This window comes from Devosia sp. BK, assembly GCF_032907385.1.
In the GTDB taxonomy this organism is placed as follows: Bacteria; Pseudomonadota; Alphaproteobacteria; order Rhizobiales; family Devosiaceae; genus Devosia.
In genome coordinates this window covers 903,678-928,201 of the sequence record NZ_JAIMBX010000001.1, presented here as the reverse complement: position 1 = coordinate 928,201, position 24,524 = coordinate 903,678, and the positions used below count along the sequence as shown (strand labels likewise).

General features: G+C 59.7%; 25 protein-coding genes. 16 read left to right on the top strand and 9 right to left on the bottom strand.

Translation table 11 applies throughout. The annotated features are described in order from the left end of the window. Positions 1–262: 262 nt before the first annotated feature. Together dnaE and hisI are read right to left on the bottom strand one after the other, a co-directional pair. Complete coding sequence (gene dnaE / locus DevBK_RS04500; RefSeq protein ID WP_062630334.1) at positions 263–3,718, bottom strand: DNA polymerase III subunit alpha; 3,456 nt, start codon at positions 3,716–3,718, stop codon at positions 263–265. A 650-nt stretch (positions 3,719–4,368) separates the two neighbouring features. Beyond that, a complete protein-coding gene (hisI, locus tag DevBK_RS04495; RefSeq protein ID WP_317184607.1) occupies positions 4,369–4,818 on the bottom strand; it encodes a phosphoribosyl-AMP cyclohydrolase in 450 nt (149 codons plus the stop codon). Positions 4,819–4,927: 109 nt separating this feature from the next. On the opposite strand from hisI, the gene DevBK_RS04490 reads away from it, so the two are divergent. Continuing rightward, positions 4,928–5,347, top strand: coding sequence for an EVE domain-containing protein (locus DevBK_RS04490; protein WP_317184606.1), 420 nt, complete (start codon positions 4,928–4,930; stop codon positions 5,345–5,347). A gap of 25 nt (positions 5,348–5,372) precedes the next feature. Here the strand turns inward: DevBK_RS04490 and folE are convergent, their stop codons facing one another. After that, positions 5,373–5,993, bottom strand: coding sequence for a GTP cyclohydrolase I FolE (gene folE / locus DevBK_RS04485; RefSeq protein ID WP_317184605.1), 621 nt, complete (start codon positions 5,991–5,993; stop codon positions 5,373–5,375). Positions 5,994–6,135: 142 nt separating this feature from the next. Here folE and DevBK_RS04480 point away from each other — a divergent pair, with 142 nt between their 5' ends. The 6 genes from DevBK_RS04480 (at position 6,136) to DevBK_RS04455 (ending at position 11,128) form a co-directional block, all read left to right on the top strand. Then, entirely contained in the window at positions 6,136–6,588 is a 453-nt protein-coding gene (locus DevBK_RS04480) for an iron-sulfur cluster assembly scaffold protein (protein WP_317184604.1), read from the top strand. Next, positions 6,588–6,899: a membrane protein insertion efficiency factor YidD gene (gene yidD, locus DevBK_RS04475; RefSeq protein WP_317184603.1), complete on the top strand. Its 312-nt coding sequence runs from the start codon at positions 6,588–6,590 to the stop codon at positions 6,897–6,899. The genes DevBK_RS04480 and yidD overlap by 1 nt, the downstream gene beginning before the upstream one ends. Before the next feature lie 161 nt (positions 6,900–7,060). Beyond that, a complete protein-coding gene (gene thrS, locus DevBK_RS04470; RefSeq protein ID WP_317184602.1) occupies positions 7,061–9,049 on the top strand; it encodes a threonine--tRNA ligase in 1,989 nt (662 codons plus the stop codon). A 28-nt stretch (positions 9,050–9,077) separates the two neighbouring features. After that, positions 9,078–9,275, top strand: coding sequence for a hypothetical protein (locus tag DevBK_RS04465; protein WP_317184601.1), 198 nt, complete (start codon positions 9,078–9,080; stop codon positions 9,273–9,275). A 20-nt stretch (positions 9,276–9,295) separates the two neighbouring features. Beyond that, positions 9,296–9,727 (top strand): alternative ribosome rescue aminoacyl-tRNA hydrolase ArfB, encoded by a 432-nt coding sequence (arfB, locus tag DevBK_RS04460; RefSeq protein WP_317184600.1) that lies wholly within the window; start codon positions 9,296–9,298, stop codon positions 9,725–9,727. Positions 9,728–9,751: 24 nt separating this feature from the next. Continuing rightward, the gene (locus tag DevBK_RS04455) at positions 9,752–11,128 is read left to right on the top strand and encodes a phosphomannomutase (RefSeq protein ID WP_317184599.1); all 1,377 of its coding nucleotides are present in this window, start codon (positions 9,752–9,754) and stop codon (positions 11,126–11,128) included. A gap of 88 nt (positions 11,129–11,216) precedes the next feature. Here DevBK_RS04455 and DevBK_RS04450 read toward each other — a convergent pair whose 3' ends face one another. Together DevBK_RS04450 and DevBK_RS04445 are read right to left on the bottom strand one after the other, a co-directional pair. Continuing rightward, entirely contained in the window at positions 11,217–13,016 is a 1,800-nt protein-coding gene (locus DevBK_RS04450) for a hypothetical protein (protein WP_317184598.1), read from the bottom strand. A gap of 110 nt (positions 13,017–13,126) precedes the next feature. Beyond that, positions 13,127–13,861 (bottom strand): rhomboid family intramembrane serine protease, encoded by a 735-nt coding sequence (locus DevBK_RS04445; RefSeq protein ID WP_082461149.1) that lies wholly within the window; start codon positions 13,859–13,861, stop codon positions 13,127–13,129. A 160-nt stretch (positions 13,862–14,021) separates the two neighbouring features. Between DevBK_RS04445 and DevBK_RS04440 the strand changes: the two genes are divergently transcribed. The 3 genes from DevBK_RS04440 to DevBK_RS04430 all read left to right on the top strand — a co-directional run bounded on the left by DevBK_RS04440 (position 14,022) and on the right by DevBK_RS04430 (position 16,225). Beyond that, positions 14,022–14,696, top strand: a complete 675-nt coding sequence (locus DevBK_RS04440; protein WP_162236081.1) for a PAS domain-containing protein — start codon at positions 14,022–14,024, stop codon at positions 14,694–14,696. A 70-nt stretch (positions 14,697–14,766) separates the two neighbouring features. After that, complete coding sequence (locus tag DevBK_RS04435; RefSeq protein ID WP_317184597.1) at positions 14,767–15,390, top strand: PilZ domain-containing protein; 624 nt, start codon at positions 14,767–14,769, stop codon at positions 15,388–15,390. A 211-nt stretch (positions 15,391–15,601) separates the two neighbouring features. Further along, positions 15,602–16,225: a transglutaminase-like cysteine peptidase gene (locus tag DevBK_RS04430; protein WP_317184596.1), complete on the top strand. Its 624-nt coding sequence runs from the start codon at positions 15,602–15,604 to the stop codon at positions 16,223–16,225. A gap of 120 nt (positions 16,226–16,345) precedes the next feature. Here the strand turns inward: DevBK_RS04430 and DevBK_RS04425 are convergent, their stop codons facing one another. Further along, entirely contained in the window at positions 16,346–16,666 is a 321-nt protein-coding gene (locus tag DevBK_RS04425) for a DUF6949 family protein (RefSeq protein ID WP_062630347.1), read from the bottom strand. A 113-nt stretch (positions 16,667–16,779) separates the two neighbouring features. On the opposite strand from DevBK_RS04425, the gene DevBK_RS04420 reads away from it, so the two are divergent. Then, positions 16,780–17,436: a hypothetical protein gene (locus DevBK_RS04420; protein ID WP_317184595.1), complete on the top strand. Its 657-nt coding sequence runs from the start codon at positions 16,780–16,782 to the stop codon at positions 17,434–17,436. A gap of 16 nt (positions 17,437–17,452) precedes the next feature. Here DevBK_RS04420 and DevBK_RS04415 read toward each other — a convergent pair whose 3' ends face one another. The 3 genes from DevBK_RS04415 to DevBK_RS04405 all read right to left on the bottom strand — a co-directional run bounded on the left by DevBK_RS04415 (position 17,453) and on the right by DevBK_RS04405 (position 19,459). Further along, on the bottom strand, positions 17,453–17,671 hold the full coding sequence (locus DevBK_RS04415) for a DUF3126 family protein (protein WP_061911375.1): 219 nt from the start codon (positions 17,669–17,671) through the stop codon (positions 17,453–17,455). A 112-nt stretch (positions 17,672–17,783) separates the two neighbouring features. Further along, positions 17,784–18,608, bottom strand: a complete 825-nt coding sequence (gene cysE / locus DevBK_RS04410) for a serine O-acetyltransferase (RefSeq protein ID WP_061911373.1) — start codon at positions 18,606–18,608, stop codon at positions 17,784–17,786. Between the two features lie 80 nt (positions 18,609–18,688). After that, positions 18,689–19,459, bottom strand: a complete 771-nt coding sequence (locus DevBK_RS04405) for an alpha/beta hydrolase (protein ID WP_317184594.1) — start codon at positions 19,457–19,459, stop codon at positions 18,689–18,691. 148 nt (positions 19,460–19,607) lie between these two features. Between DevBK_RS04405 and DevBK_RS04400 the strand changes: the two genes are divergently transcribed. The 5 genes from DevBK_RS04400 (at position 19,608) to DevBK_RS04380 (ending at position 24,517) form a co-directional block, all read left to right on the top strand. Further along, positions 19,608–19,853: a zinc-finger domain-containing protein gene (locus DevBK_RS04400; protein ID WP_061911369.1), complete on the top strand. Its 246-nt coding sequence runs from the start codon at positions 19,608–19,610 to the stop codon at positions 19,851–19,853. A gap of 8 nt (positions 19,854–19,861) precedes the next feature. After that, positions 19,862–21,046 carry an FAD-dependent monooxygenase gene (locus DevBK_RS04395; RefSeq protein ID WP_317184593.1) on the top strand — a complete coding sequence of 395 codons (1,185 nt, stop codon included), beginning with the start codon at positions 19,862–19,864 and terminating at the stop codon, positions 21,044–21,046. 76 nt (positions 21,047–21,122) lie between these two features. Continuing rightward, positions 21,123–22,457: a TCR/Tet family MFS transporter gene (locus DevBK_RS04390; RefSeq protein ID WP_317184592.1), complete on the top strand. Its 1,335-nt coding sequence runs from the start codon at positions 21,123–21,125 to the stop codon at positions 22,455–22,457. Next, positions 22,432–22,917 (top strand): GNAT family N-acetyltransferase, encoded by a 486-nt coding sequence (locus tag DevBK_RS04385; protein ID WP_317184591.1) that lies wholly within the window; start codon positions 22,432–22,434, stop codon positions 22,915–22,917. Before DevBK_RS04390 ends, DevBK_RS04385 begins: the two co-directional genes overlap by 26 nt. 31 nt (positions 22,918–22,948) lie before the next feature. Beyond that, a complete protein-coding gene (locus DevBK_RS04380) occupies positions 22,949–24,517 on the top strand; it encodes a cryptochrome/photolyase family protein (RefSeq protein WP_317184590.1) in 1,569 nt (522 codons plus the stop codon). Positions 24,518–24,524 lie beyond the last annotated feature (7 nt).

Sequence of the window (24,524 nt, the reverse complement as noted above, 5' to 3'; positions counted from 1 at the left end):
CGCGCCTGGCAAACCGCCGGACGCGTGGGCGATATAAGCGAACTCGCCCCTGAGCGCAACCCGCCTCGCCTTCCGAGATAACGAACACTCACATGATCGTCAGCGAACCATCGTCCGACTTGGTTGTTAACCAATCATAGACCCGCGCGTCGACGTGGGGACAAGGGTGAAAGCCCCGAGCGGAGGAGGAGGAGTTTGGGCTCGCCTCCTCCGCGTTTATTTGTCACTCGGCAATTGTCCTATCGGCCGAGCATACCTTGCATCAGTTAAACCGCACGTCCGTGATGCCTTCGAGCGCCTTGATGCCGCCGGCGACTTCGGCGCTGACGGCGTATTTTCCGGGAAGTTCGATTTCGTATTCCTTGGCGCCGGCGTCGCGAATGACGACGAGACTTACGGTGCCGTTACCGCCGCGTTTGAGCTGGGCACCGACTGATGGAAGCGCCTTGGCATCTGCGGCAAAAATGGTGAGCTGACGATCAATGCTTTCGGCCGCGCCTTCGATGGGTTTTGCTCCATTGAGCATGAGGCTGATGCCTTCCGCGCGCTCTTGAGCACCAACTTCAAGAATGACCGAATTGCCCGGCTGAAGAATCGCCCCGAATTGGCTGATCTGCTCGGAGAAGGCGATGCACTCAAAGGTACCGCTCTGATCCGAGAGGGTCAGGATCATCATCGGCGTGCCTTTACGCGTTCGCCTGTCGTTACGCGATGAGATGGTACCGGCAAGGCGTCCAGCGGAAGCACCATCTTTTACGGCGCGCTCGAAATCACCCCAGCGCTGAACGCGCAGCCGTTCGAAGAGATCGGCATAGGCATCGAGCGGGTGGGCCGAAAGGTGAAAGCCGATGGCCGATAGTTCGCGATCGGCGCGCTCAGTGGACGTCCAGGCGGGCACGCCTGTCGGCAACCGGAATGTTTCGGGTTCGCTCGAGGCAAACATGTTCCATTGGCCTTCGTTGCGCTCGGACGTCAGCGCCTGGGCAGTCCCCATGATCTGCTCGATGGCGGCAAAAGCGATCTCGCGACGCGGCGCGAGCCCGTCAAAGGCCCCTGCACTAACGAGCGTTTCGAGTGTGCGCTTGTTTATCGCCTTGGGATCGACGCGGCGGGCGAAGTCCCCGAGATCCTTGAACGGATTGTCGCCGCGGACCTCGACGATATGCTCGGCGACTGCGCGGCCGACGCCTTTGACAGCCGATAGGCCATAATGAATGCGATCGTCCTTCACCGAGAAGACGACTTCTGACGCGTTGACGCAGGGGGCGACGACTTCGATCTTCTTCTTGCCAGCCTCGCGGCGGAAGTCGGAGAGTTTATCTGTCTGGGCCATATCGAGCGTCATCGAGGCCGCATAGAATTCATGCGGGTAATGCTGCTTGAGATAGGCGGTCTGATAGGACACCCAGGCATAGGCGGCGGCGTGGCTCTTGTTGAAGCCATAGTTCGCGAACTTGGCCAGAAGATCGAAAATCTGATCGGCCAAGGCTTCGCCGACGCCCTGCGGGCCGGACCCTTCGCGGAAGCGAATCCGCTGGTTATCCATCTCCGCCTTGATCTTTTTGCCCATGGCGCGGCGAAGCATGTCGGCTTCGCCCAGGGAGTAGCCCGACAGGAGCTGGGCGATCTGCATCACCTGTTCCTGATAGACGATGATGCCATAGGTTTCGTCGAGCACTTCGCTGATCTTGGGATGAGGATAAGCCACCTCTTCCCTGCCGTGCTTACGGTCGATGAAGCTTGGGATATTGTCCATCGGACCCGGCCGATAGAGCGCGTTCATGGCGATGAGATCTTCGATGCGGTCGGGCTTGAGATCCATCAGGGCACGCCGCATGCCGCCACTTTCGAACTGGAAGATGCCGTAGGTGTCGCCCCGGGCATAGAGATTGTAGGTTTCGGCGTCATCGATCGGGATCGCATCGATATCGAGATCGACGCCGCGCTTGCGGACCATTTCGACAGCGTATTGGATCGTGGTCAGGGTCTTGAGACCCAGGAAGTCGAACTTGACCAGACCCGCCGGCTCAACCCACTTCATATTATATTGCGTTACCGGCATATCGGAACGCGGATCGCGATAAAGTGGGACGATGTCTTGTAGCGGCCGATCACCGATCACGATACCGGCGGCGTGAGTCGAGGCGTGCCGATAAAGACCTTCGAGCGATTTCGCGATTTCGACGAGCTGGCCGACGGCCTCGTCTTCCTCAGCCATCTGCTTGAACTGCGGCACCTCGTTCATGGTGCGCTCGACGGTCCAGGGATCGGCAGGATTGGCCGGCACCATTTTGCAGATGCGATCCACCTGGCCATAGGGCATCTGCAGAACGCGACCGACGTCGCGCAGCACTGCACGTGCCTGGAGCGAACCGAAGGTGATGATCTGGGCGACCTGTTCGACGCCATATTTCTTCTGCACGTATTCGATGACTTCCTCGCGCCGGTCCTGGCAGAAGTCGATATCGAAGTCGGGCATCGAAACGCGTTCGGGATTGAGGAAGCGTTCGAAGAGAAGATTGTAGCGCAACGGATCGAGGTCGGTGATCGTCGTCGCATAAGCGACGAGCGAACCGGCACCGGAACCACGGCCCGGACCGACCGGAATGCCCTGCGCCTTGGCCCATTGGATGAAGTCGGCCACGATGAGGAAGTAGCCGGGGAATTTCATCTTCTCGATGACGTTCAGCTCGAAATCGAGCCGATCGCGATATTCTTCCTCGGTCTTTCCGGGGCCGGGACCGTGGGCGGCAAGACGTTTGTCGAGGCCGGTGATCGCCATGTCGCGCAAGGCATTGGCTTCTGCGGCGACGACTTCATCTTCGGTCGCGTGCGATCCGGCAGCGAATTTGGGAAGAATCGGTCCACGGGTGCGCGGGCGATAGGCGATACGCTTGGCAATCTCGATGGTTGAATCGACCGCCTCGGGGAGATCCGAGAACAGCTCGATCATCTCCGCGCGGGTCTTGAAATAATATTGGTCGTTGAGCTTGCGACGCTCGGTTTGGGCAAGGACGGAACTGCCAGCAATGGCGAGAAGCGCGTCATGCGCTTCGTATTCTTTGGCGGTCTTGAAAAATGGCTCGTTGGTCGCGACGAGCGGAATGCCCTTGCGATAGGCATAGTCGACAAGACGCGGCTCGACATTGGCCTCTTGCGCCCGGCCGTGGCGCTGCAATTCGATATAGAGACGATCGCCGAACAGATCGGCGAGACGATCGAGCCGGCGCAGTGCATTTGCGTCCTGGCCATGAGCGAAGGGCATGTCGATGGCGCCTTCGGGGCCACCGGTCAGGCAAATCATGCCAGTGAGCGATTCTTGGGTCAGCCAGTCGAGCTTGGCGCGCGCCAAACCATTTTCGCCCTGCATATAGGCGCGCGAAACGAGGCGGGAGAGATTGGCAAAGCCCTCTTCGGACTGAGCCATCATCACGACGCTGGATTTACCGGTCCAGGCAACATGTCCACGCTCACTGATACGCTCTTCGGCGGCAGCAAAATCGATAGCCAACTCAACGCCGATCAGCGGCTGGATGCCCTTTTTCGTCGCCTTCTCGGAAAATTCGAGTGCACCGAAAAGATTGGCCGTATCAGCCAGACCGAGCGCCGGCTGATTGTCGGCCGCTGCAAGTTTGAGAATCGCCTCAAGCTGGACTGCTCCTTCGAGGAGCGAGAAAGCCGAGTGAACGTGTAGGTGAATAAAGCCGGGGCCGCGCATATTGGTCTCCTCAGAAAAGTCTGAGCCAATGGACGGCCGAGGTCAAATCACCCTGCCCCCAATCCACAGGCATCAGCCCAGATGCGTTAGCAGGTCCATCCAGGTCAGCGACCCGATGGTGAAGGCTCCGAGGGTCACGAAGGCGGCGAAGTCCTTGAGGAAATCAATCATCTCTAGCTCCCGTGTTGCTATAATGTTCTTATATGTTCGGTTTTCGTTCTGGTCTAGTGAGATGATCGGGGAAAGCGGGGACAGGGTTAACGCGTTAGGGATTCGTTAGAGGCAGCTCAGCGGGACGCGAGATGCATCCGCTGGAATCAGCGCACGACAAAGCGCCGGCCAGCCTGTGGCTTCCGGATGGGTGGACGGACCTCGGAGCGGCATTCGCCTCGAAGGGTTTTTAGTAGAGTGAAGCGGATGCCGCTCCGAGGCGCCATTTTTTCGGATAGGCGCAGGACGCCGATCGATCGCTCGTCGAAAGGCGTTCAGCACCCAAACGCACGACTGGAGACGATCCATCGCGATTGGCCCTCCCGCTACTGTCGTCTGCAGACCGTCCTTGCGGGATTGGAGGGACAGGATAAGCGAAAGAAAATGGGCGGGAATAAACGGGATAAGTGCGGGTCTGGAGACCCGCCGCGCGCTTTCGGCTACTTGCTGTAGACTGTCGCGGGATCGAAAAGCCTGGGCAGTCCGGTGTCCGCAAGGCTCGCCGTATGGCCCGACGTCTCGATGCGGCGATAAAAGCAGCTCTTGCGGCCTGTGTGGCAGGCGGCACCGCGGCCGGTTTGGCGGACGGTCATGACGAGGCAATCCTGATCGCAATCGGTGCGGAGGTCGACGACCTCTTGCATTTCGCCTGAGGTTTCGCCCTTTTTCCAGATCGATTGGCGCGACCGGGACCAATAGTGGGCGATGCCAGTCTCAAGAGTGAGGCCGAGTGTCTCGGCGTTCATATGGGCGACCATGAGGACGTCCTTCGAACCGTCTTCTACGGTGACGACCGTGATCAGCCCATGGGCGTCGAAGCGCGGGGCGAAGGTCGAACCCTCTTCCAACTCATCATGGGTCAGCGTCTTTGGGTCGGCAAAGGAGATCATTCAGGTCACCCTATATGTTGTGCGAGGCTCTAGCGCGCATCCAATTCGATTACCACTGCCGAAAACTGGCAGTTCGGCAGTCTAGTGTTTTGGCGAATGGAGATCGATCATGACGAAATACTGGATCGCAGTGGCTTCGGCCGAACATGCGCGGCGCGGCAAAGCCGGGTTCATGCAGGTCAACCACGGGAAGAAGACGCCACTGCAGCGGATCCGTGCCGGAGATGGCGTGACCTACTACTCGCCCGCTGAAACTATCCGCGGCAAGGATCGCCTGCAAAGTTTCACAACGATCGGCAGTGTGCGGGACGAAGAGCTCTATCAGGGCGAGATGGGCGGCGACTTCACGCCCTGGCGGCGCAATGTCGATTATGCCGACGCGATCGAAGCGCCAATCGCGCCTTTGCTGGACACGCTTGATTTCACGCGTGGCAACCGCAACTGGGGTTACCAGATGCGGCTGGGCCTGTTCGAGATTTCAGAGCACGATTTCCGCGCCATCGCCGAAGCGATGCACGCGGAAGTTTGAGTGGGAGGTTAGCCCTGTTGGCGGATCAGCGGCTGATCATGCCGAAGAAGCGGTCCTGCTCGATGCGATCTTCGGCGAAAACACCGGTGAAGCGATGGGTGATCGTCTTGACGTCGTGAGCCCGGACGCCGCGCATGGTCATGCACATATGCTCGGCTTCGAGCATGACGGCGGCGCCGCGCGGACCAAGATTTTCGTTGATCGCGTCGATGATCTGCGCCGTCATCGTCTCTTGAGTCTGGAGGCGACGCGCGAACACTTCCACGAGACGTGCGAGCTTGGAGAGGCCAACGACGCCATCATGGGGCAGATAAGCGATGTGCGCCTTGCCGTAGAACGGCACCATGTGGTGCTCGCAATGGGCATAGAACGGAATATCGCGCACCAGCACGATGTCGTCGTAACCGCCCACTTCACGGAACGTCTTCGCAAGGACGGCCTTGGGATCCTGTCCATAGCCGCCAAAAAGCTCGCCATAAGCCTTGGCAACACGCGCTGGCGTCTCAAGCAGACCTTCGCGAGTCGGGTCATCGCCAGCCCAGGCGATCAGGGTGCGCACTGCCGCTTCGGCTTCTTCGCGCGTCGGTCGCGGGAGTGCCGTCGAAGAGGTGGGTGCTGGGAAAACAGGATTGACGGACGCGTCCACGGAATGACTCCTAACTGGCAATCGCCCTGATTACGCTGGCGCCGGGCAGTTGGACCACACGGGCATATGAAACCCTGGCAGTCCTCGCCGGAGCCTCTATATAGAAGGCGTACAAGACGGGAACAAGAAGCCAGTTTTTCCAATGGCGCTTATTGAGCTCTATTCAGACAAGATTCTCGACATTGCCGGCAATGCGTCGCAGCCGGGACGGCTGGCCGCGCCGCAGGCTTCGGCGCGGAAGGTTAGCCGCGTTTGCGGATCACTGATCGAGGTGGATGTCGTCGTAACCGATGGGATCATCTCGGCCTATGGGCATGAGGTATCGGCATGTGCCCTGGGACAGACATCGGCGGCGATCGTGGCGCGGGAAATCGTCGGCACGCCGGTCGAGACCTTTTTGGCGTTGAGCCGGCAGATGCGCGATATGCTCAAGGGCGAGGGCGAGGCGCCGGGTGGAAAGTGGTCGGACTTGGGCTATCTCGAAGCTGTCCGCGACTTTCCGGCGCGGCATGCATCAACACTGCTGGTGTTTGAAGCAGTGGCTGATGCGTTGAAGAAAATTGATACCGATCAACGCGCTGCAGCGGAAATTTGATGCAGCGCGTGATCGATCTGTTCTGGCGCGTCATCGATTTGCCGTTCAAATTTGCGGCCATTCTTCTGATTACCATATATCGCTACACGCTCTCCGCTTTTGCAGGGCGCACCTGCCGGCACCTGCCAACGTGTTCGGAATATACGCGAGATGCCATATGGCACTTTGGTTTCTGGCCCGGTGGATGGATGGGGCTGTCGCGCTTTGTGCGCTGCCGTCCGGGCGGAACGCACGGCTACGATCCGTTGCCTGAAGCTATCCCGGTCGAGGCGAAGTGGTATGCGCCTTGGAGCTATGGGCGATGGAAGTAGGCCGCTGCAACTAGCAGTTGGCCCCCAAGTGTTTGAAGTGCTTGCGCCCAAGCAATGACAGCAGTGCGCCCCAAAGGGCTGGCACGACGGCAAAAGCGTGCTATTCAGGCCGCCTTGTGGCGATTTCGCGCTGCAATTATCCCAATTTCTGGAGATCCAAAATGACGATCAAGGTGACGTTCCCCGATGGTGCAGCTCGCGAATATCCGCGCGGCACCACCGGCACCACCGTGGTCGAAGGCATCTCCAAGAGCCTCGCCAAAAAAACCATCGCCATGCGCTGGAACGGCGTCGTTTCCGATCTTTCGGATGCGCTAGAGGCTGACGGCAAGATCGAGTTCGTGACGCGCGAACCCGGGTCTAAGGATGCGCTCGAGCTTATCCGCCACGACGCCGCGCACGTGTTGGCCGAGGCGGTGCAGGAGCTGTGGCCCGATACGCAGGTGACGATCGGTCCGGTGATCGAGAACGGCTTTTATTACGACTTTTTCCGCAAAGCCGGGCCGTTCACCGAAGATGAGCTGCGCGTCATCGAAAAGAAGATGAGTGAAATCATCGATCGCGGTGCTGCCTTCACCAAGGAAGTGTGGACGCGCGACCAGGCCAAGGACTTCTTCCGCGCCAAGGGCGAAGAGTTCAAGGTCGAGCTGGTCGACGCGATTCCGGCTGACCAATCGCTTAAAATGTACAAGCAGGGTCAATGGATCGATCTTTGCCGCGGCCCGCATATGCGGACCGTGAAAGATGTCGGCCAGGCTTTCAAGCTGACCAAGGTGGCCGGCGCTTACTGGCGTGGCGATAGCAATCGCCCGGTGCTTTCGCGCATTTACGGCACGGCTTTCGCGACCAAGGAAGAGCTCGACGCGTACCTCGTCATGGTGGAAGAGGCGGAAAAGCGCGACCATCGCAAGATCGGCCAGGACTTGGACCTGTTCCACTTCCAGGCTGAGGCGCAAGGCTCGGTGTTCTGGCATCCGCGCGGCTTTACCATCTATAACCAGATGGAAGCCTATATCCGCCGGCGCCTGAATTCGTCGGGCTATGTCGAGGTGAAAACCCCGCAATTGATGCACGCCAAGTTCTGGGAGCAATCCGGGCACTGGGGCAAGTATCGCGAGAACATGTTCGTCGTACCTGATGTCGTGCCAAACACGGATGAAGACGGTCCGGTGTTTGAGGACGTTGGCGACCTTCTGGCGCTCAAGCCGATGAACTGCCCGGCCCACGTGCAGATCTTCAACCAGGGCATCAAGAGCTATCGCGACCTGCCGCTGCGCATGGCCGAGTTCGGCTGCTGTCACCGCAACGAGGCCCATGGTGCGCTCCATGGTCTGATGCGCGTGCGGCAGATGACCCAGGACGACGCGCATATCTTCTGCCGCGAAGACCAGATCCAGAGCGAGACGGAGCACTTCGTCCACCTGCTCTATTCGGTCTATGGACATCTTGGCTTCGACAATGTCGTCATCAAGCTCGCGACGCGGCCGGAGAAATTCGGCGGCACCATCGAGCGTTGGGATGCAGCCGAAAAGGCGCTGGGCGATGCCCTGCGCGCGACCGGCTACGATTTTGAGATCGCCGAGGGCGAAGGCGCGTTCTATGCGCCCAAGCTCGAATTCCACCTCAAGGACGCCATCGGTCGGTCCTGGCAGGTCGGTACGCTGCAGCTCGACTATGTGCTGCCCGAACGCCTCAACGCGACCTATGTCGCCGAGGATGGCTCACGGCAGTTTGCCGTGATGCTGCATCGCGCGATTCTCGGATCGCTCGAGCGCTTCATCGGCATTCTGATCGAAAACCATGCCGGCAAGATGCCGATGTGGCTGGCCCCGACCCAAGTTGTGGTTGCGACCATCGTTTCGGAAGCGGACGAGTATGGTCAGAAGCTGGTCAACCAGCTCCGGGCCGTAGGCATCCGTGCCGAGCTCGACACCCGCAACGAGAAGATCAACTACAAGGTGCGCGAGCATTCGGTGCAGAAGGTGCCGTTGATGTTCGTGGTGGGCAAGCGCGAGGCCGAGGAAGGCACGGTTTCCGTGCGTCGTCTCGGCACCGAGGGCCAACAGGTCATGCCATCGATGGAAGCGATCGTTTCGCTTCTTACCGAGGCGACCCCGCCTGATCTCAAGGATAAGGCGCAGGCTGCATAAGATGCCGCAGCGTCCGTCTAATCGGGAAATGAAGGCACTGTTTCATCTGGGCGAGGACAAGGTCCTCGGCCCGGATGACTTCAAGGATATCGGCGAAAAAACCTTTGCCGGCATGCTGAAGAAGAAGTGGGTGGAAGAGGTCGAGCCGGGCAAATTCCGGACGACCGAAAAAGGCCGCGTCATCCATGATGAAGAGGTCTATTTCACTGGGCGCTGGAAGCGCTGAGGACAAGAAGGAGCGGGTCGATGGCTGATCCGATTGCCATAACCCGCTGCGTTTCCATCGATCCCGGCGAGATCGAGGAGACTTTTGTGCGCGGCTCCGGGCCCGGCGGACAGAACGTCAATAAGGTCGCAAGCGCGGTGCAGCTGCGCTTCGATCTCGAAAATTCTCCCAATATTCCCGAGCCGATGAAGCGACGCGTGGCGGCGCTGGCGGGCAGCCGAATGACCAAGGATGGCGTGATCGTCATTCTGGCCAATATCCATCGCGATCAGCCGCTCAATCGGGCGGAAGCGCAGGCGCGGCTTGTGGCGCTGCTGCGCGAAGGCGCCTATCCGCCAAAACCACGCATCGCGACGCGACCGACGCTCGCCTCCAAGACGCGGCGGCTCGACGCCAAATCCAATCGCTCCAGCATAAAGACCGGACGCGGACGGCCGCAATTCGAAAATTAGTTTTCTGACATCGGGGACAGTGTCATGAGTTTGAAGTTTGGGACCAGTGGCGTGCGTGGCCTGGTGGTCGATCTCGAAGGCCAGCCGGCGCGCCGCTATGTGACGGCGTTTATGCGGCATTTGCAAACGTCGGGGCAGATGGCGGGCGGGCGCGTGCTGGTCGGCTATGACCTGCGACCCTCCAGCCCGGCGATTGCCGAGGATTGCCTCGCGGCGATTGCCTATGCCGGGTTCGAGCCGGTGGATTGTGGCGCAGTGCCGACGCCGGCGCTGGCGTTGCAGGCGATGACGACCGGGAGCGCTGCGGTGATGATCACCGGCAGCCATATTCCCGCCGATCGCAATGGTCTAAAATTTTACAAACCGGCCGGCGAAGTCAGCAAGGCTGATGAAGCGGGTATCGTCGCGTCACTGTCGGATATCGATGTGCCGGACTACGATGAATCGGTGCTCGACGAAAATGAGGAAACGCTGGAAGCCTATCGCGATCGCTGCGTGGATCTGTTGCCGGTCGGTGCACTGGAAGGGTTCAAGATCGGGGTTTTCGAGCACTCGACGGTGTCACGGGAACTGATGGGCGAGGTGCTGGCGGCGCTTGGGGCGAAAGTCGTATCGTTGGGGCGGAGCGATGTCTTCGTGCCGGTGGATACCGAGGCGTTTTCGGATGCCCTGTTCGCCCCCCTGCCCGGCTGGGTGCGCGAACATGAGCTTGATGCGATCGTCTCGGCCGACGGCGATGCGGACCGGCCGCTGGTGATGGATGGCAGTGGCAATTTCGTGCGCGGCGATGCGCTGGGCTTGCTGGCGGCACGGTTCTTGTCGGCAAAGACTGTGGTAACGCCGGTGACGTCGAATTCGGCGATCGAGCGCACGGGCTACTTTGCAGAAGTCGTTCGGACCCGTGTCGGCTCGCCTTTTGTCGTCGCGGAGATGAAAAAGGCTGAAAAGGTCGTCGGCTTCGAGGCCAATGGTGGGACGTTTGTTGGTGAAGGTTTTGACCTCACGGCCCTGCCGACCCGCGACGCGATTCTGCCGGTCATTGCTGCGCTCGGCCTAGCCGCGGCGGAAAAGATTTCGGTGGCAGAACTAGTGGCACGGTTGCCGTTGCAGGTGGCGGTGGCAGACCGGTTGCAGAACGTGCCGGGCGATCGTAGTGGGCCGTTTCTTGAGCGTCTGCAAAAAGATAGCGGGTACGCGGCAGAGGTTTTTGCGCCCCATGAGATCGCCAATGTGAATGCGATCGACGGACTGCAATTCCATCTCAAGAGCGGCGAGACGGTGCATTTCCGCGCCTCGGGCAATGCGCCGGAGTTACGCTCTTATGTCGAGGCCGGGACGGCGGAGCGGGCCAAGGAATTATTGGCTTGGTCTATGGGTGCGCTGGAGAAGGCGGTTCGCTGAGAACCCCGGCTGTCATCCCGGCGCAGCATCTTGAGCGGAATGCAAATTACTAGAAAACTTGGGGCGGCCTGCGGGCCGCCCCTCTTATTTACTTCGCTGCGGCGGTGATGTTCACCTTATCGATCAGAACCGTGGGATCCTGTTCGGCAGCCATGAAGTCAACCATGCCGAGACCGGGATCTTCCTTGGCTTCGATGGCGATGTTGAGCGACTTACCCTTGCCGCTGACGAACTGATTGATCGCCTGACCGAGCTTGGCCGCGTCGGCAGCGCCAGCCATCATGCCGACAACAGTGCCTTCAGCGAGACCGGCAAAGACCGGGCGCAGCGTTGCGGGGTCAGTGCCCTGCTCTGCTCCGACGACCGCAAGGATGATGTCCGAGAGGCCAGAATCGGTGACGTCGAGGTTGAGTGCCTTGACCGCGATTCCCATGCCGGCAGCGATGGCTTCGTTCTCATCGAGCGAGAACAAGGTTTCCGTTGCATTGGCGAAAGTACCGGTCAGCACAATGTTCGCCAGATCTTTGCCGGTCACGGAGATTTCGCTGACGTCGATTGTGTCGGTTGCTTCGTCCCAGGCGGCGGCAAAGCGGAAGCCGGCGTCGATGTCCCTGATGCCGAGCGAGATCAACTGCTGCAGTTGCGGATCGCCGCTTTCTTCCGGAAGCGCCGCCTTGATACCCGTGGCGGAGGTATCGATCATGCCCGGGATGCCGTTGACGTAGTTGCCCAGCGTCAGGTCGAAATTGTCGATGTCAAAGACGACGCGCTCACCATCAGCTTCGGGGTCGGGGATATCGACCGACAGTCCGGCAAAGGAGAACCCTTCGAACGACGGGACCAAAGTGCGGGCATTGGCATCGAACCAGGCCTCGTCCACTTCGGCAGGAACATTGGCGAGCGCCTCGATGGTCGAGGTCATATCGAACTGTTTGACGGTGACGTTATCGATGGAGACTGCGCCATTGCCCTCGACCGACACGTCAAAACCATCCATCGAAATTTGCGGATAGATGCCGGGGGTCATGCCGCCCATCGTGACATTGCCAACGTTGAAGGTCATCGGCTGACCTTGGTCATCCTGCCCGTCACAGGCAAAACCTTCAAATGTGAAAGGATCACTTTCGAACGCCGTCAGGAAATCGGCATACATCTTGACGAACTCGCCAAAGAGCGCCGGATCGGCCATGTCGGGATCCGCTTCCATCCGCTGCGCCAGATGGACGAATTCGATAATCGAAGTCTTGAGCGGACGTCCGCGGACGCCGCCACCTTCGAAAGGACCGATCTCGCAGGTCATTTCGGGCGCTTCGAACGTGCCGCCTTCCATCTTGAAGTCGGAATAGAGCGTCTGCATCTCCTCGGATTCACCGGCGTCGACGAGGCCGTAGATGCCGAGAATTCCGCGGATGTTGAAATTGCTGACCGATGTTGCGCCCCAATCGGCACCACCTTCGGGCATGGTCATTCCCGTACCGTCGAGGCTGGCGCTGGCGGCCACCCCATCAACCACGTCTTCGAGGACGAGGTTGGTGAATGTGAGGACGGCTTCCTGAGCTTTGCCTTCGACAGTCGAGGTAATGTTGATGGAGATTTCCGGAACGGTGATGCTGTCAGCGTTGAGGGTGCTCAGCGCTTCAGCATTCGTTTCGATGTCGCCGGAGAGAATCGACTTGATAGTGTCGCCATCGATCGACGAATTGACCGCATCGACCGTCGGGATCGACACGGAAACATCATCGATTGAGGATTCCTGGGTTGCCGGGGCACTCGTGTGCTTGTCCTTGGTCTTTTGCGCCCAGGCGGGGGCTGCAGGTAGAGCAACGCTGACGAGACATGCAGCAGTGATCGCTGCCAGAGTGCGTCTCGACATGAATTTCAAAGTCATGTGGTTCTCCCGGTTGTGGGCGGACCTTGCACCGTGCCGCCGATCTCTAGCCAAAGGAATATCCGCCTATCCGCGTGCAGGCAAATGCTGCGACCGCGGCAAGCGGAGCCTCATGTGCGCCGTTCGAAAAGCCCGACCATCAGGAAGCCAGTCAAGAAGCCCCCAAGATGCGCCTGCCATGCGACACCAAGGCTTGTGCCCATCAAAAGTGGCGCCAAGGGGACCGCAGCGTTGAGCAGGAGCCAGATGAGGGTGAAAAAGCGCGACCGCGGATTGACGAAAGTCTCGCGCATACTCGCAAGACGCCTGCCGAGGACGATGCGCTGGCCAGTCTCGGGATGCTGCGCGTAGAGAATAGGCTGGAAAATGAAGCGCACGGCAGCACCGGTCAGCCCCGCCACACCACCGGAAGCGCCGATGAGATAGGCGCCGGAATAAAGCGATGTCGCAGCGAACGCCGCGGCGCCGCCGGCGGCAGAGAGAAGGAAAATCGCGAGCATCGGCCCTGCCCCATAGCGCCGCACCACCGGGCTTGCAAATATGACGAGCCAGGCGACGTTGACGAGCAAATGGTCCCAACCGCCATGAAGAAAGGCATGCGAAAATGGGGTCCAAATCAGCGGGATGGCGACGCTTAAATCCTGGGCGGCGAGGACGATCCGCAGCGGCTGAAACGCGAACCAGAAGTAGAGCTGGGTCTGCCCTTCTTCGTTAAGGACCATGGTTGCAGCGACATGAATCGCTGCCAGAATTCCGACGAGCACCGTAACGGATGCCGGTAACAGGAAGATCGGCTCGCGCGCGGGACGTCCAGAAGAACCGGGCGTTTGGTCTAATTCGCTCATCCACAGTCTCCCAGAGCCCACGGCTCCTTGGCTTACGCTGGTCTTTTCCACATTGGGACACCCGCGTTAACCTTAATTAATGTTTAAGCAGGCAATCGCCCTACCGATTTGCCATTGTCACGACGCGGCAGACGACTCTCACGGCGAGAGGTTGCCTCTCATGACAAAGCGGGTCCGAACCATGCAGATGCCGAGCACCAATACGCTCTATACCTATTGGAACACGATTCGTGGTGCGCGCAGCGCGCCCGACCGTAAGGATATCGATCCGACCCGCATCCGTGAGGCTCTGGCCAATACGTTCATTCTCGAACTCAACGAGGACGACAAGTTTTCCTTCCGCCTTGCCGGCTCGCACCTCTGCACCAGCTATTGCCGCGAATTGAAGGGCCGGTCGTTCTCGGCTCTCTGGCATGATCGCGACCAGGATGCGATGGATACGCTGATCCGCGCCGTGACCGAAGACCACGCCGTTGCGCTCGTCACGTTCCAGGGCACCACTGCCCTTCACACCAAGACCTCGTTCGAACTGATCCTGATGCCGCTCCGTCATAACGGCTCGAGCCACACGCGGATTCTCGGCGCCATGACCGCTCAGGACGAACCCTATTGGCTGGGCGTACAGCCGATCGCCGAGCAGCGGATCACGGGCCTGCGCTTGATCTGGCCGGACGAAATGCCGCGCGAGGAATCGGTGCGCGAAGTCGCCGCCAATGTCGTCAACGATATCGGTTTTGCGCCAGCAGCGCCGATCGGCGCCATGCAGACTACCCTTTATGGCCGCAGCGCACGTCGTTACGCACACCTCGCCGTCATCGATGGTGGGCGCCACTAATCCAACCATGCGTTAACCCAGAATCGGTATCCTGCTTGCATTAGGTGCTGTAGGCAGGAACCGGTAGCGCATGCTTAGTGACGATCTGGATTCTCCCCGCACACTTGCTTTTGGGCAAGAGAACCGCTTTCAACGCGTCAAGGTCTCGATCCTTGGTCGCTATATGCTTGCGGATCGACGCGAATTTCCCTGCCAGGTGTTAGAGATGTCGCCGGGCGATGCTTTCCTCATCGCGCCGGTCTCCGGCGCTGAGGGCGAGCGCATCATCGCCTATCTCGATCATCTCGGCCGCATCGAGGGCACGCTACAATCCCACGCGGATGGCGGGTTCACGATGGATATCTCCGCAACGCAGCGCAAGCGCGACAAGATGGCGGCGCAGCTCACCTGGCTCGCCAACAAGGATATCCTCAATCTGCCAGAGGATCGCCGGCACGAACGCGTCGTGCCTGATCTGCGTCACTCGACTGTCGTGCTCGATGACGGTCGGCGCTACAATTGCAAGATCATCGACATTTCGCTCTCGGGTGCTGCCGTCGAGCTCGACGTGCGACCGGCAATGGGCACGCCGATCACAATTGGCCGCATGCGCGCGCGGGTCGTCCGTCACTTCCAGAATGGCGTCGCAGTGGAATTTGCGGCGGCGCAGGAAATGCTCAACGTTGTGCAGCAGAACCTGCGCATGATGGGCTGAGGGTTCACACAGTTCAGAACTGAAAAAGGACGCGCTGGTCGCGTCCTTTTTTATTGGCGTTTGAGGCCGCGAAGACAGCGTAAACCAGACGTTACGCGCTCGGCTAAAACACGGCTCAAATTCAACTCAAACACGCATAAAAACTGCGCTCTCGTTTTCGGAGCGGGGCAATCGGCGGTCCTTAGCGTGGTCTCCATCAGGAGATCGCATAATGACAATCAATTTCAGGCGCCTAGGCGCCGCGGGGATAGCGGTAGCAGCGCTAGCGGGCTGGGCCCAGCCAAGCGCAGCGCTCGACTTCACCAACGCCGCCTATATCCAGGTTGCTTCCACCAATACGTCCATTCCAGTCGGCCATCTCGATTTTTGCCGCCAGCGCCCCGGCGAGTGCATGCCCAATAGTGACGTCGAGTCTGCCGTGACTCTGAATGAGACCAATTGGCAGCAGCTCGTATCGATCAACGCGCACTTCAACCAGACCATCATCCCGGTGACCGATCAGGAACTTTACCAGGTCGAAGAATTCTGGACCTATCCGACCAGCGGCTATGGCGACTGTGAGGATTTTGTTCTCGCCAAGCGCCGCGCGCTGATCGAGGCCGGCTGGCCGGTGAGCACACTGCTGATTTCCGTCGTGCGCCAGACCGATGGCAGCGGCCATGCCGTGCTGATGGTCCGCACCGATCGCGGCGACCTCGTGCTCGACAATCAGGACGGAGCGATCAGGCTCTGGAATGAGACGCCATACCAATATCTGAAGCGTCAGACCCAGGCCAATGCCGGCCAGTGGGTCGATATGCTGGACGATCGCACGACCATCGTCGCCGCGAACTAATACTGCGCTTGAGTTAGAGTTTCCGGGCCCCGCCCATCTGATCCCTGATAGGGGCCTGAAGAACAAAGCCGGCTTTCGCTTAGCGAGGCCGGCTTTGTTGTATTTGAGATCTGCTAGCCGTCAGCGGAAGAACGCGACGTAAAAGCTCATGAAGAAAAGACCGGTGACGAAAGCCCATGTAAAGGCGACGAGCGCACCGATAAGAGCCGAAGTCATGGACAGAGTGCTGTCGTCTTCATGCTGCCAGCCCATATGCAGCATGATGTAAGGACCGCAGATAATGCTCATCGCAAGGTGACCAACCGCGCCCCACAGGCTTCGGCCATCGAGCCTCAGCATGGCCTGCTGTCGGGCGACGCCCTGGTATAAATGCGTACCCGCTGCAGCAATGGAAAGCCCCACGCCCATGATGAAGGCCGCAAGAAGTAGTTCGCGCGTCATCAAAGCCTCCTCAGCCGCCGACCCTCGGCAGAACCAAACTTAACGCTTTGGTAACCATATTGCGGCTGAAGTGAAGTGTCACCTCCGCTTCCGAAAACTGGTTAATACCGGTCATGTCCGCGACATCCCATTCGAACACGGCTCAAGGCCAGATTTCAGGCCTGATGCAAAACCTGGCCGGGATCGCGCTCGGCGTATTGCTGCTGGCTGTCGGCGCAGCCTATCTCGTCGATCAGACCAGCCGACCCGGCACGCGGACGGCCGCTTCGCTGGGCGACGGAAGCGCCATCGTGCAGACCGTGGGTGGCCGTGAGCTGACGATTCCCCAGAACTGGTTCCGCTTTGGCGAGCAGATGCAGACCGGCTTTGTCAGCCAGGTTGATCTATCGGTACATCTGGCCTCTGGCGTCGTCGATGTGACGCTGGTGCCTCGATCGCGGGCGCGGGCGAGCAGTGAATTGCTCGACAGCGTCTACGTGCATCAATTTGCCAAGGGCACACTCAGTGGCGTGCCGGGGCTGATCGGCCAGACGCTTGGGGGGAGTGGATATGCCGGCGAGGTACTTTGGTATGACGCGCTGGCCGCACAGCCATTTGTCGCCAAGTGCATTGCGCCGGTGGAAGTGGATGCCGCGAGTCGCTGCGTGCGCACGGCGCAACTGACATCGGGATTGGCGGCGATTTATAGCTTCGACGCCACCATGCTCGCTGACTGGCGCGACTTCGATGCGCAGATGGGGCAGTGGTTACAAAAAATCGGCGCCAACTAGGGCGCCGATTTCAATTCTATTCGATATCGTCGAGATCGATATCGAGGATCGACATCGAGAACATGTAGGACTTGTCGCCGTCTTCATCATCGAGATGGATGAGACCGATCGACTCGTCGCCAATGAACACCTCAACGGAATCGTTGAGCTTGGCGCGCGGACGCACGTCGATGTTCTTGTTGTTGAATTTCTGTTGCAGGAATTTCTGCAGCTTGATGATCTCGGGATGGTTCACGGCAATCGTCCTGCTGTTGGGTTGGCGCGCAATCTAGTGACTGAGCGGATGCTGACAACCCCTGCCCCAGCCATTTTAGCGGTAACAACGCACGGCAGAGACTTGCCGTCGCTTATGGGTTCTCGTGAACCAGCACCATCTGGTCCATGATCAACGCGGGTTGTGCGCACCCGGCTTCACCAATCACCTTGGCTGGAACGCCCGCGACAGTCGTGCGGGGCGGCACTTCCTTAAGCACCACCGAACCCGCGCCGATGCGCGAGCAATCGCCGACCTGGATATTGCCAAGCACCTTGGCGCCAGCACCAATGAGGACGCCATTGCCGATTTTGGGATGACGATCCTGATCGGCCTTGCCGGTGCCGCCAAGCGTCACGTTCTGCAGCATCGAGACATTGTCGCCGACGACCGCCGTCTCGCCGATGACGAGGCCGGTGCCATGATCGAGCATGATGCCCTTGCCCATGACGACGGCGGGATTGATATCGACTTGGAAGACCTGACTGGCGCGGCTCTGGAGGTAGAGCGCAAAATCGCGGCGGCCGGCCTTTAGGAGGGCATGCGCAAACCGATGGGTCTGGATGGCCTGATAGCCCTTGAAATAGAGCAAGGGCTCGATGGCACGGTGGCAGGCCGGATCCCGCTCAAGCGTGGCTGCGAGATCGACCCGCGCAGATTCGCCAATGGCCGGAACATCGCGGAGAATTTCGAGAAAGGTCTGACGGATGATATCGGCCGAGACGTCTTCGTGATCGAGCCGCGCCGCGAGACGCTGCGCCAAGGCCTCTTCGAAGGTCTCGTGATTGAGAACAGTCGTCAGTGCCATCTTGCCCAGCGCAGGATCGGTGTCCAGAATCTGGCGCGCGCCGGCGCGAACCGCTTCCCAAACGGGATCGACCGATTTGATCTGTGCCGACTTCTGGACGTTGACGCTCATAGGCCGAGCTCCGCTTTATCGAGAAGTACCGATATAAAGCATCTGGTTGCTCAATACAAAGGCCAGGCGCACGGATTGGTTCACGCTTTTATCGCATAAGGAAAAGTCCTCCCCAAAAATTCGAGCGCCGCTGCCTTGAATTTGGTGTCGCCTGTAGCCCGCATGTGATCGCGCCTGGGGATCAAGAAGGCTTCGCCCTGCGGAAGAAGTTCGGCCAGCGGCTCGGGTGGGCCAGCCATCTCGTCGGCCTCGCCGACTGCGACCAGGACCGGAACCTCGATTCGGCGGACATCGGCGCGGGCCATCGGCTGCCGGGACGTTTCCATGCAGGCAGCGAGGGCCTCGCGATCAGAACCCGTGTGATCGGCAAAGATGCGGAACTGACGGGCAGTGGGGTGGGTCAGATCAGTGAGGCTGGGAGCACGGAGGCCCGAGATGATGTCGTTACCATCTGTGAGTCCATTGATCAGGTTCATACCCATCCCGCCGAAGATGGCTGCTGCCACCCTCTCGGGATGGTCATAAGCGAGAAAGGCGGCAACGCGGGCGCCCATGGAATAACCGAGGACAGCGACGCGCGGTTCACCAAGGTGGTCGAGCAGCGCCAGACTGTCCTCGACCATTCGCTCAGGAAAATAGGCATCGGGATCGTGCGGCTTGTCCGACATGCCATGGCCCCGGTGATCGAAGGTGATGGCCTTGTATCCGGCCCCGACGAGCGTATCGACCCAGCCGGTCTCGATCCAGTTGACGCGCCCGCTTGAGGCGAAGCCATGAATGCAAAGGACCGCTGGGCCTTCGCCGGCTGTTTCATAAGCGAGGGAATATCCGCCGGATTGGAACATGGGCATGGGGAAGCTCCTTTGCGCGTCGTCTTATCTCGTGCGGCCCAGCCGTGCCACCCTGACGAGTGCGACAACGAGGTGAGCACTGGCCCTTTTCTTCGCGTCGCGGCTTGGCTATGGTCCGCCACAACAAATCGGCCCTATAGGTTAGACCATGGCTCACGGCACCACCCCGCACTTTCACAACACCGATGGCCTGCGCAGCATCGAGGTTGGGTCCAAGGAATTCCAGTGCATCGGCGCCCTGCCCCCGTTTGATCATCCGCATGTCTATCTCGACATGGGCAAGGACACCGAAATCGTCTGCCCCTATTGCTCGACGCTTTATATCTACAAGTCCGAATTGGGCGACGGTCAGTCGAACCCTGCTTCCGCGATCTTCAAGGCGAAGGCTGCCTGAGTTCGACCATGCCCGGCACGGGCCGTAGTTATATCATAGCCGGGGCCGGAATTTCCGGCCTCACGCTGGCGCTGACGCTTGCCAAATTCGGCGCGACTGTCGTCGTGCTTGAGCGCAATAGCGGCATTCAAGAGGCCGGTGCTGGCCTACAGATCAGTCCCAATGCGCGGCGCATCCTTGACCGGCTGGGACTTTCCGAGACGCTCTCGACGATTGGCCTCGTCCCCCAAGCGCTCGACACCTATAGGCATGGCGAGACCAAGCCGTTTTTCTCCATGGAACTTGGCGCGCTCATGGAAGAGCGCTTCGGCGCGCCATATTCAGTGATGCATCGAGCCGATCTGGCCGAGGCGCTCTATAAAGCGACCCGGCGCTTCGCGAATATCGACATCATGTTCGGCGTACGGAGTTGGGACATCGCATCACATGCCCGTGGCGTGACGGTCGCGATCGACGACGACAGCGGGCAGTCGCGAACGACGCGCGCCAATGCCTTTATCGGGGCCGATGGTGTGCACTCTGCAACTCGGCGGCAGTTTCTCGGCGGACCCGAGGCCCAGTTCGGCGGGAGAGTTGCGTGGCGCACGCTAATTCCTGCCGAGGCCGCGCAGGGGCTGATCGCGATGGATCGGGTTTCGGTATTCTTTGGCAGCGGGCATCATCTCGTCTGCTATCCGCTGCCGCATCGCGGTCAGGTCAATCTCGCGCTTTTTCTGCCGGGGGAAGCCAAGGACAACCCGAAGGTGCCAGTGCTCAAGGGCAAGGCGACGTTTGGAGCGCTGATGGCTGCGGCCGGGGAAACCTGGACGCCATGGCCGCTTTTTACCGTCAAAACGCCGACCTGGTACCACGACAACATCGGGATCCTTGGGGATGCAGCACACGCCATGGTGCCGTTTCAGGCGCAAGGCGCGGCCATGGGTATCGAGGATGCGGCAACGCTTGGGCCGCTGCTCGTGGATTGCGCAGAACCGGAAACCGCATTCGCGCGTTACGCGACAGCGCGTCAGGCTCGCGTTGAGCGTGTGGCAAAACTTTCGGCCAGCAATGGCCGTATATTCCATATGAAATGGCCGATGTCCGCAGCGCGCGACGCGGTTATGCGGGCACAGGGGCCACGGGGGCATCTCAACCGCTTGGGATGGATTTATAGCCACGATGTGGCGCCACCGGCAGGCACGCCAGAGCGGTAATGCCTTGCCTTGCACGGCGCCGCTGTGGCAATGCCCTAAGAGACTTTGGGCTGGTTGAAAGGGAACGGAACTCCGCATGCAAGCTGCGACACGCTCCCGACTGGCCCTTGCCTGCATCCTGACCACAGTGCTGATCGACATGATCGGCGTGGGCATTATCGTACCGGTACTGCCCGAACTGTTGGAAGAACTGACGGGCGGCAGCGTTGCCAATGCGGCTGTCATCGGCGGCTATCTGGTTTTCGCCTATGCCTTGATGCAATTCGTGTTTTCGCCGGTCTTGGGAAATCTCTCAGACCGGTTCGGGCGGCGACCGATTCTCCTCGCGTCCCTTTTGGGTTTGACCTTCGACTATCTCATGATGTCGATCGCGCCCTTCGTCTGGTATCTGTTCATCGGACGCATTATCGCTGGCATCGCGGGCGCGGCTTTGGCGACGGCGACGGCCTATATGGCCGACATTACGCCTCCCCATAAACGCACGCACCGTTTTGGGCTTATCGGCGCAGCCTTCGGGTTGGGCTTTATCATCGGGCCGGTGATTGGCGGCGAATTGGGCGAACTCGGGCCGCGCGTACCGTTCTACGCGGCCGCAGGTTTGGCTTTCGCAAATTTCCTCTTCGGGCTTTTGGTTCTTCCCGAAAGTCTGCCCAAGGCCAATCGCCGCAAATTCAATATCAAGCGCGCCAATCCGCTGGGTGCCGTGGTCGCGTTGCGGCGTTACCCTTCGGTGCTGTGGCTGCTTGGCGTGCTGTTTTTCCTGCAGCTTGCGACGCAGGCACTGCCGACGATCTTCAGCTATTTCACGGTCGAGGTATTCAATTTCACCTCCTCAACGATCGGGCGCACGCTGGGGGCTTTCGGTATCGGCTTTGCGTTCAGCCAGGCGGTTCTGACGGGACCCTTATCGAAGGGCATCGGCGAGCCCGCCGTGGCCATTGTCGGGCTCATGGCCGCGGCTGCCGCCTTTGCGGGTATTGCCTTCTCGACCGATGTTTATCACCTCTATCTGTTCATCGCCGTCGGCACGGTCAGCGGTCTCGCGCCGCCTGCAATCAATGGCCTCCTGTCGCGGCAGGTGCCGGACAACAGCCAAGGCGAGTTGCAGGGCGCTGTGAATGCCGCGAGTTCCTTGGCAACGATCATTGGGCCTTTGGCGGCGACGCAGATCTTTTCCTACTACTCGGACTCTTCGGGCACCGGTCACTACTTCCCCGGCGCTCCATTCATTGCGTGCGGCATAGCTGTCGTCATCGCGCTCGTGATTTTCGCAGTCGCAGCCTGGCGCTTCGAACTTTCGCATCGACCGAGCATCGCCAACAATCCACACGTGCCCGATCTGCCGCCACCGGGGCAGTTGCGTGTTGCGCCAATCGATGACGACGATGACATCAATCCGCGCCGCCGCTGAGACTGACCGCGAAGCGATTTTGAAGATCATCGCGCCGGTTTTGCGCGCTGGCGAGACCTATGCCGTCGACAGCGACCTGAGTGAAGCCGCCATGCTCGACTACTGGTTCCTGCCGGCGCACGAGGTTTTCGTAGCGGTGGATGATGGTGAGGTCGTCGGGACATACTACTTGATGGCCAACCAGCGGGGCGGTGGGCAGCATGTGGCCAATTGCGGCTATATGGTTTCGCCGAAAGCACAGGGCCGAGGCCTTGCGCAGGCCATGTGCGAGCATTCCCAGGAGATCGCGAAAGCCCGGGGCTTTCTGGCGATGCAATTCAACCATGTCGTGTCGAGCAACACGCGCGCCGTGGCACTATGGCAGCGGCTTGGTTTCGACATCGTCGGCACGTTGCCCAAGGCATTTCGTCACCCGGTGCATGGGCTGGTGGATAGCTACGTGATGTTCAAGACCTTCTGAACCGCGGGGCAGCCTGAAGCGTAGATGGTCCATGGCTATTCTCCGTTTCATCCTCGGCGACCAACTCTCGCGAAATCTCGCTACGCTTCGCGATATCGATCGCGAGCACGACGTGGTGCTGATGGCGGAAGTCGGCAGCGAATCGACTGTCGTCGGTTTTCACAAACAAAAACTCGCCTTCATTTATTCGGCGATGCGGCACTTCGCAGATGAGCTTCGGGCTGAAGGCATTCGCGTCGACTACGTCTCGCTGACCGATCCGGAAAATACCCAGAACCTTGAAGGCGAATTGGCGCGGGCGCTGCGGCGGCACGCGGTCGAAAGCGTGGCCGTCACCGAGCCCGGCGCATGGCGGGTCAAAGATATGATGTCGGGCTGGGAAGAGCGGCTTGGCGTAGCCGTCGACGTCCGGGAAGACGACCGCTTCATCTGCAGCCATGCGCGGTTCGCATCCTGGGCAGAGGGCCGAAAGAGCTTTCGCATGGAATATTTCTATCGCGAGATGCGACGCGAAACCGGCCTTCTCATGGAGAGCGGCGGGCCGATCGGCGGTCAATGGAATTTTGACGCCGAGAATCGACAGTCATTGCCCGAAGACTACCGGCCACCGGAGCGATTGCGGTTCAAACCTGATGAAACCACGCGCGCTGTGCTCGATCTGGTGGCTACGAGATACGACAAGAACTTCGGCGATCTCGAGCCCTTTGCATGGGCAGTGACGCGCGATGGCGCTCTGGAGGCGCTGGATCATTTCATCGAGCATTGCCTGCCCGACTTCGGCACCTATCAAGATGCCATGAAATCAGGCGAACCGTTTCTCAACCACGGCCTGATTTCGCCCTATCTCAATGTCGGTCTGCTCGACCCGCTGGAGGTATGCCGAGCGGCGGAACGGGCTTACCTCAAGGGCGACGTGCCGCTTAATGCAGCCGAGGGGTTCATCCGGCAGATCATCGGCTGGCGCGAATATGTGCGCGGAATTTATTGGCTGAAAATGCCGGACTATGCCGGGATGAACCATCTCGAGGCCAAGCGCGACCTTCCGTGGTTTTACTGGTCGGGCAAGACGCGAATGAACTGCCTTGCCAACGCGATCGGCGACACGCAGCGGCATGCCTATGCCCATCATATCCAGCGCCTGATGGTGACGGGCAATTTTGCGCTCTTGGCGGGGATCGAGCCGCGGCAGATCGAAGCCTGGTATCTCGCGGTCTATATCGACGCGTTCGATTGGGTGGAGCTGCCGAACACGCATGGCATGGTCATGTTTGCCGATGGCGGGCTCCTGGCCTCAAAGCCCTATGCGGCCTCAGGCGCCTATATCAACCGGATGTCGGACTACTGCAGCGGTTGCGTCTACAGCCCTGCGACGAAGGACGGCGAAAAGGCCTGTCCGATCACCCTGCTCTACTGGAATTTTCTGATGGAAAACCGGCAAAAGCTGCAGGGAAATCGACGGATGGTGATGCCCTACCGAAACTTGGATCGTATGGATGCTGCGCAGCGGAAGAGCATTCAAACCCGAGCGAATGCGTTTTTGGATGGATTGTCTGCGACCAAGGATGAGCCGGACGAGCCGCAGATGCAACTAGACCTATAGCGTCTGG

Coding starts and splice junctions, on each gene's coding strand:
- dnaE (WP_062630334.1), bottom strand. CDS start 3,718: ATGCGCGGCCCCGGCTTTATTCACCTACACGTTCACTCGGCTTTCTCG.
- hisI (WP_317184607.1), bottom strand. CDS start 4,818: ATGATCTCCTTTGCCGACCCAAAGACGCTGACCCATGATGAGTTGGAA.
- DevBK_RS04490 (WP_317184606.1), top strand. CDS start 4,928: ATGACGAAATACTGGATCGCAGTGGCTTCGGCCGAACATGCGCGGCGC.
- DevBK_RS04480 (WP_317184604.1), top strand. CDS start 6,136: ATGGCGCTTATTGAGCTCTATTCAGACAAGATTCTCGACATTGCCGGC.
- yidD (WP_317184603.1), top strand. CDS start 6,588: ATGCAGCGCGTGATCGATCTGTTCTGGCGCGTCATCGATTTGCCGTTC.
- thrS (WP_317184602.1), top strand. CDS start 7,061: ATGACGATCAAGGTGACGTTCCCCGATGGTGCAGCTCGCGAATATCCG.
- DevBK_RS04465 (WP_317184601.1), top strand. CDS start 9,078: ATGAAGGCACTGTTTCATCTGGGCGAGGACAAGGTCCTCGGCCCGGAT.
- arfB (WP_317184600.1), top strand. CDS start 9,296: ATGGCTGATCCGATTGCCATAACCCGCTGCGTTTCCATCGATCCCGGC.
- DevBK_RS04455 (WP_317184599.1), top strand. CDS start 9,752: ATGAGTTTGAAGTTTGGGACCAGTGGCGTGCGTGGCCTGGTGGTCGAT.
- DevBK_RS04450 (WP_317184598.1), bottom strand. CDS start 13,016: ATGACTTTGAAATTCATGTCGAGACGCACTCTGGCAGCGATCACTGCT.
- DevBK_RS04445 (WP_082461149.1), bottom strand. CDS start 13,861: ATGAGCGAATTAGACCAAACGCCCGGTTCTTCTGGACGTCCCGCGCGC.
- DevBK_RS04440 (WP_162236081.1), top strand. CDS start 14,022: ATGACAAAGCGGGTCCGAACCATGCAGATGCCGAGCACCAATACGCTC.
- DevBK_RS04435 (WP_317184597.1), top strand. CDS start 14,767: ATGCTTAGTGACGATCTGGATTCTCCCCGCACACTTGCTTTTGGGCAA.
- DevBK_RS04430 (WP_317184596.1), top strand. CDS start 15,602: ATGACAATCAATTTCAGGCGCCTAGGCGCCGCGGGGATAGCGGTAGCA.
- DevBK_RS04425 (WP_062630347.1), bottom strand. CDS start 16,666: ATGACGCGCGAACTACTTCTTGCGGCCTTCATCATGGGCGTGGGGCTT.
- DevBK_RS04420 (WP_317184595.1), top strand. CDS start 16,780: ATGTCCGCGACATCCCATTCGAACACGGCTCAAGGCCAGATTTCAGGC.
- cysE (WP_061911373.1), bottom strand. CDS start 18,608: ATGAGCGTCAACGTCCAGAAGTCGGCACAGATCAAATCGGTCGATCCC.
- DevBK_RS04405 (WP_317184594.1), bottom strand. CDS start 19,459: ATGCCCATGTTCCAATCCGGCGGATATTCCCTCGCTTATGAAACAGCC.
- DevBK_RS04400 (WP_061911369.1), top strand. CDS start 19,608: ATGGCTCACGGCACCACCCCGCACTTTCACAACACCGATGGCCTGCGC.
- DevBK_RS04395 (WP_317184593.1), top strand. CDS start 19,862: ATGCCCGGCACGGGCCGTAGTTATATCATAGCCGGGGCCGGAATTTCC.
- DevBK_RS04390 (WP_317184592.1), top strand. CDS start 21,123: ATGCAAGCTGCGACACGCTCCCGACTGGCCCTTGCCTGCATCCTGACC.
- DevBK_RS04385 (WP_317184591.1), top strand. CDS start 22,432: ATGACATCAATCCGCGCCGCCGCTGAGACTGACCGCGAAGCGATTTTG.
- DevBK_RS04380 (WP_317184590.1), top strand. CDS start 22,949: ATGGCTATTCTCCGTTTCATCCTCGGCGACCAACTCTCGCGAAATCTC.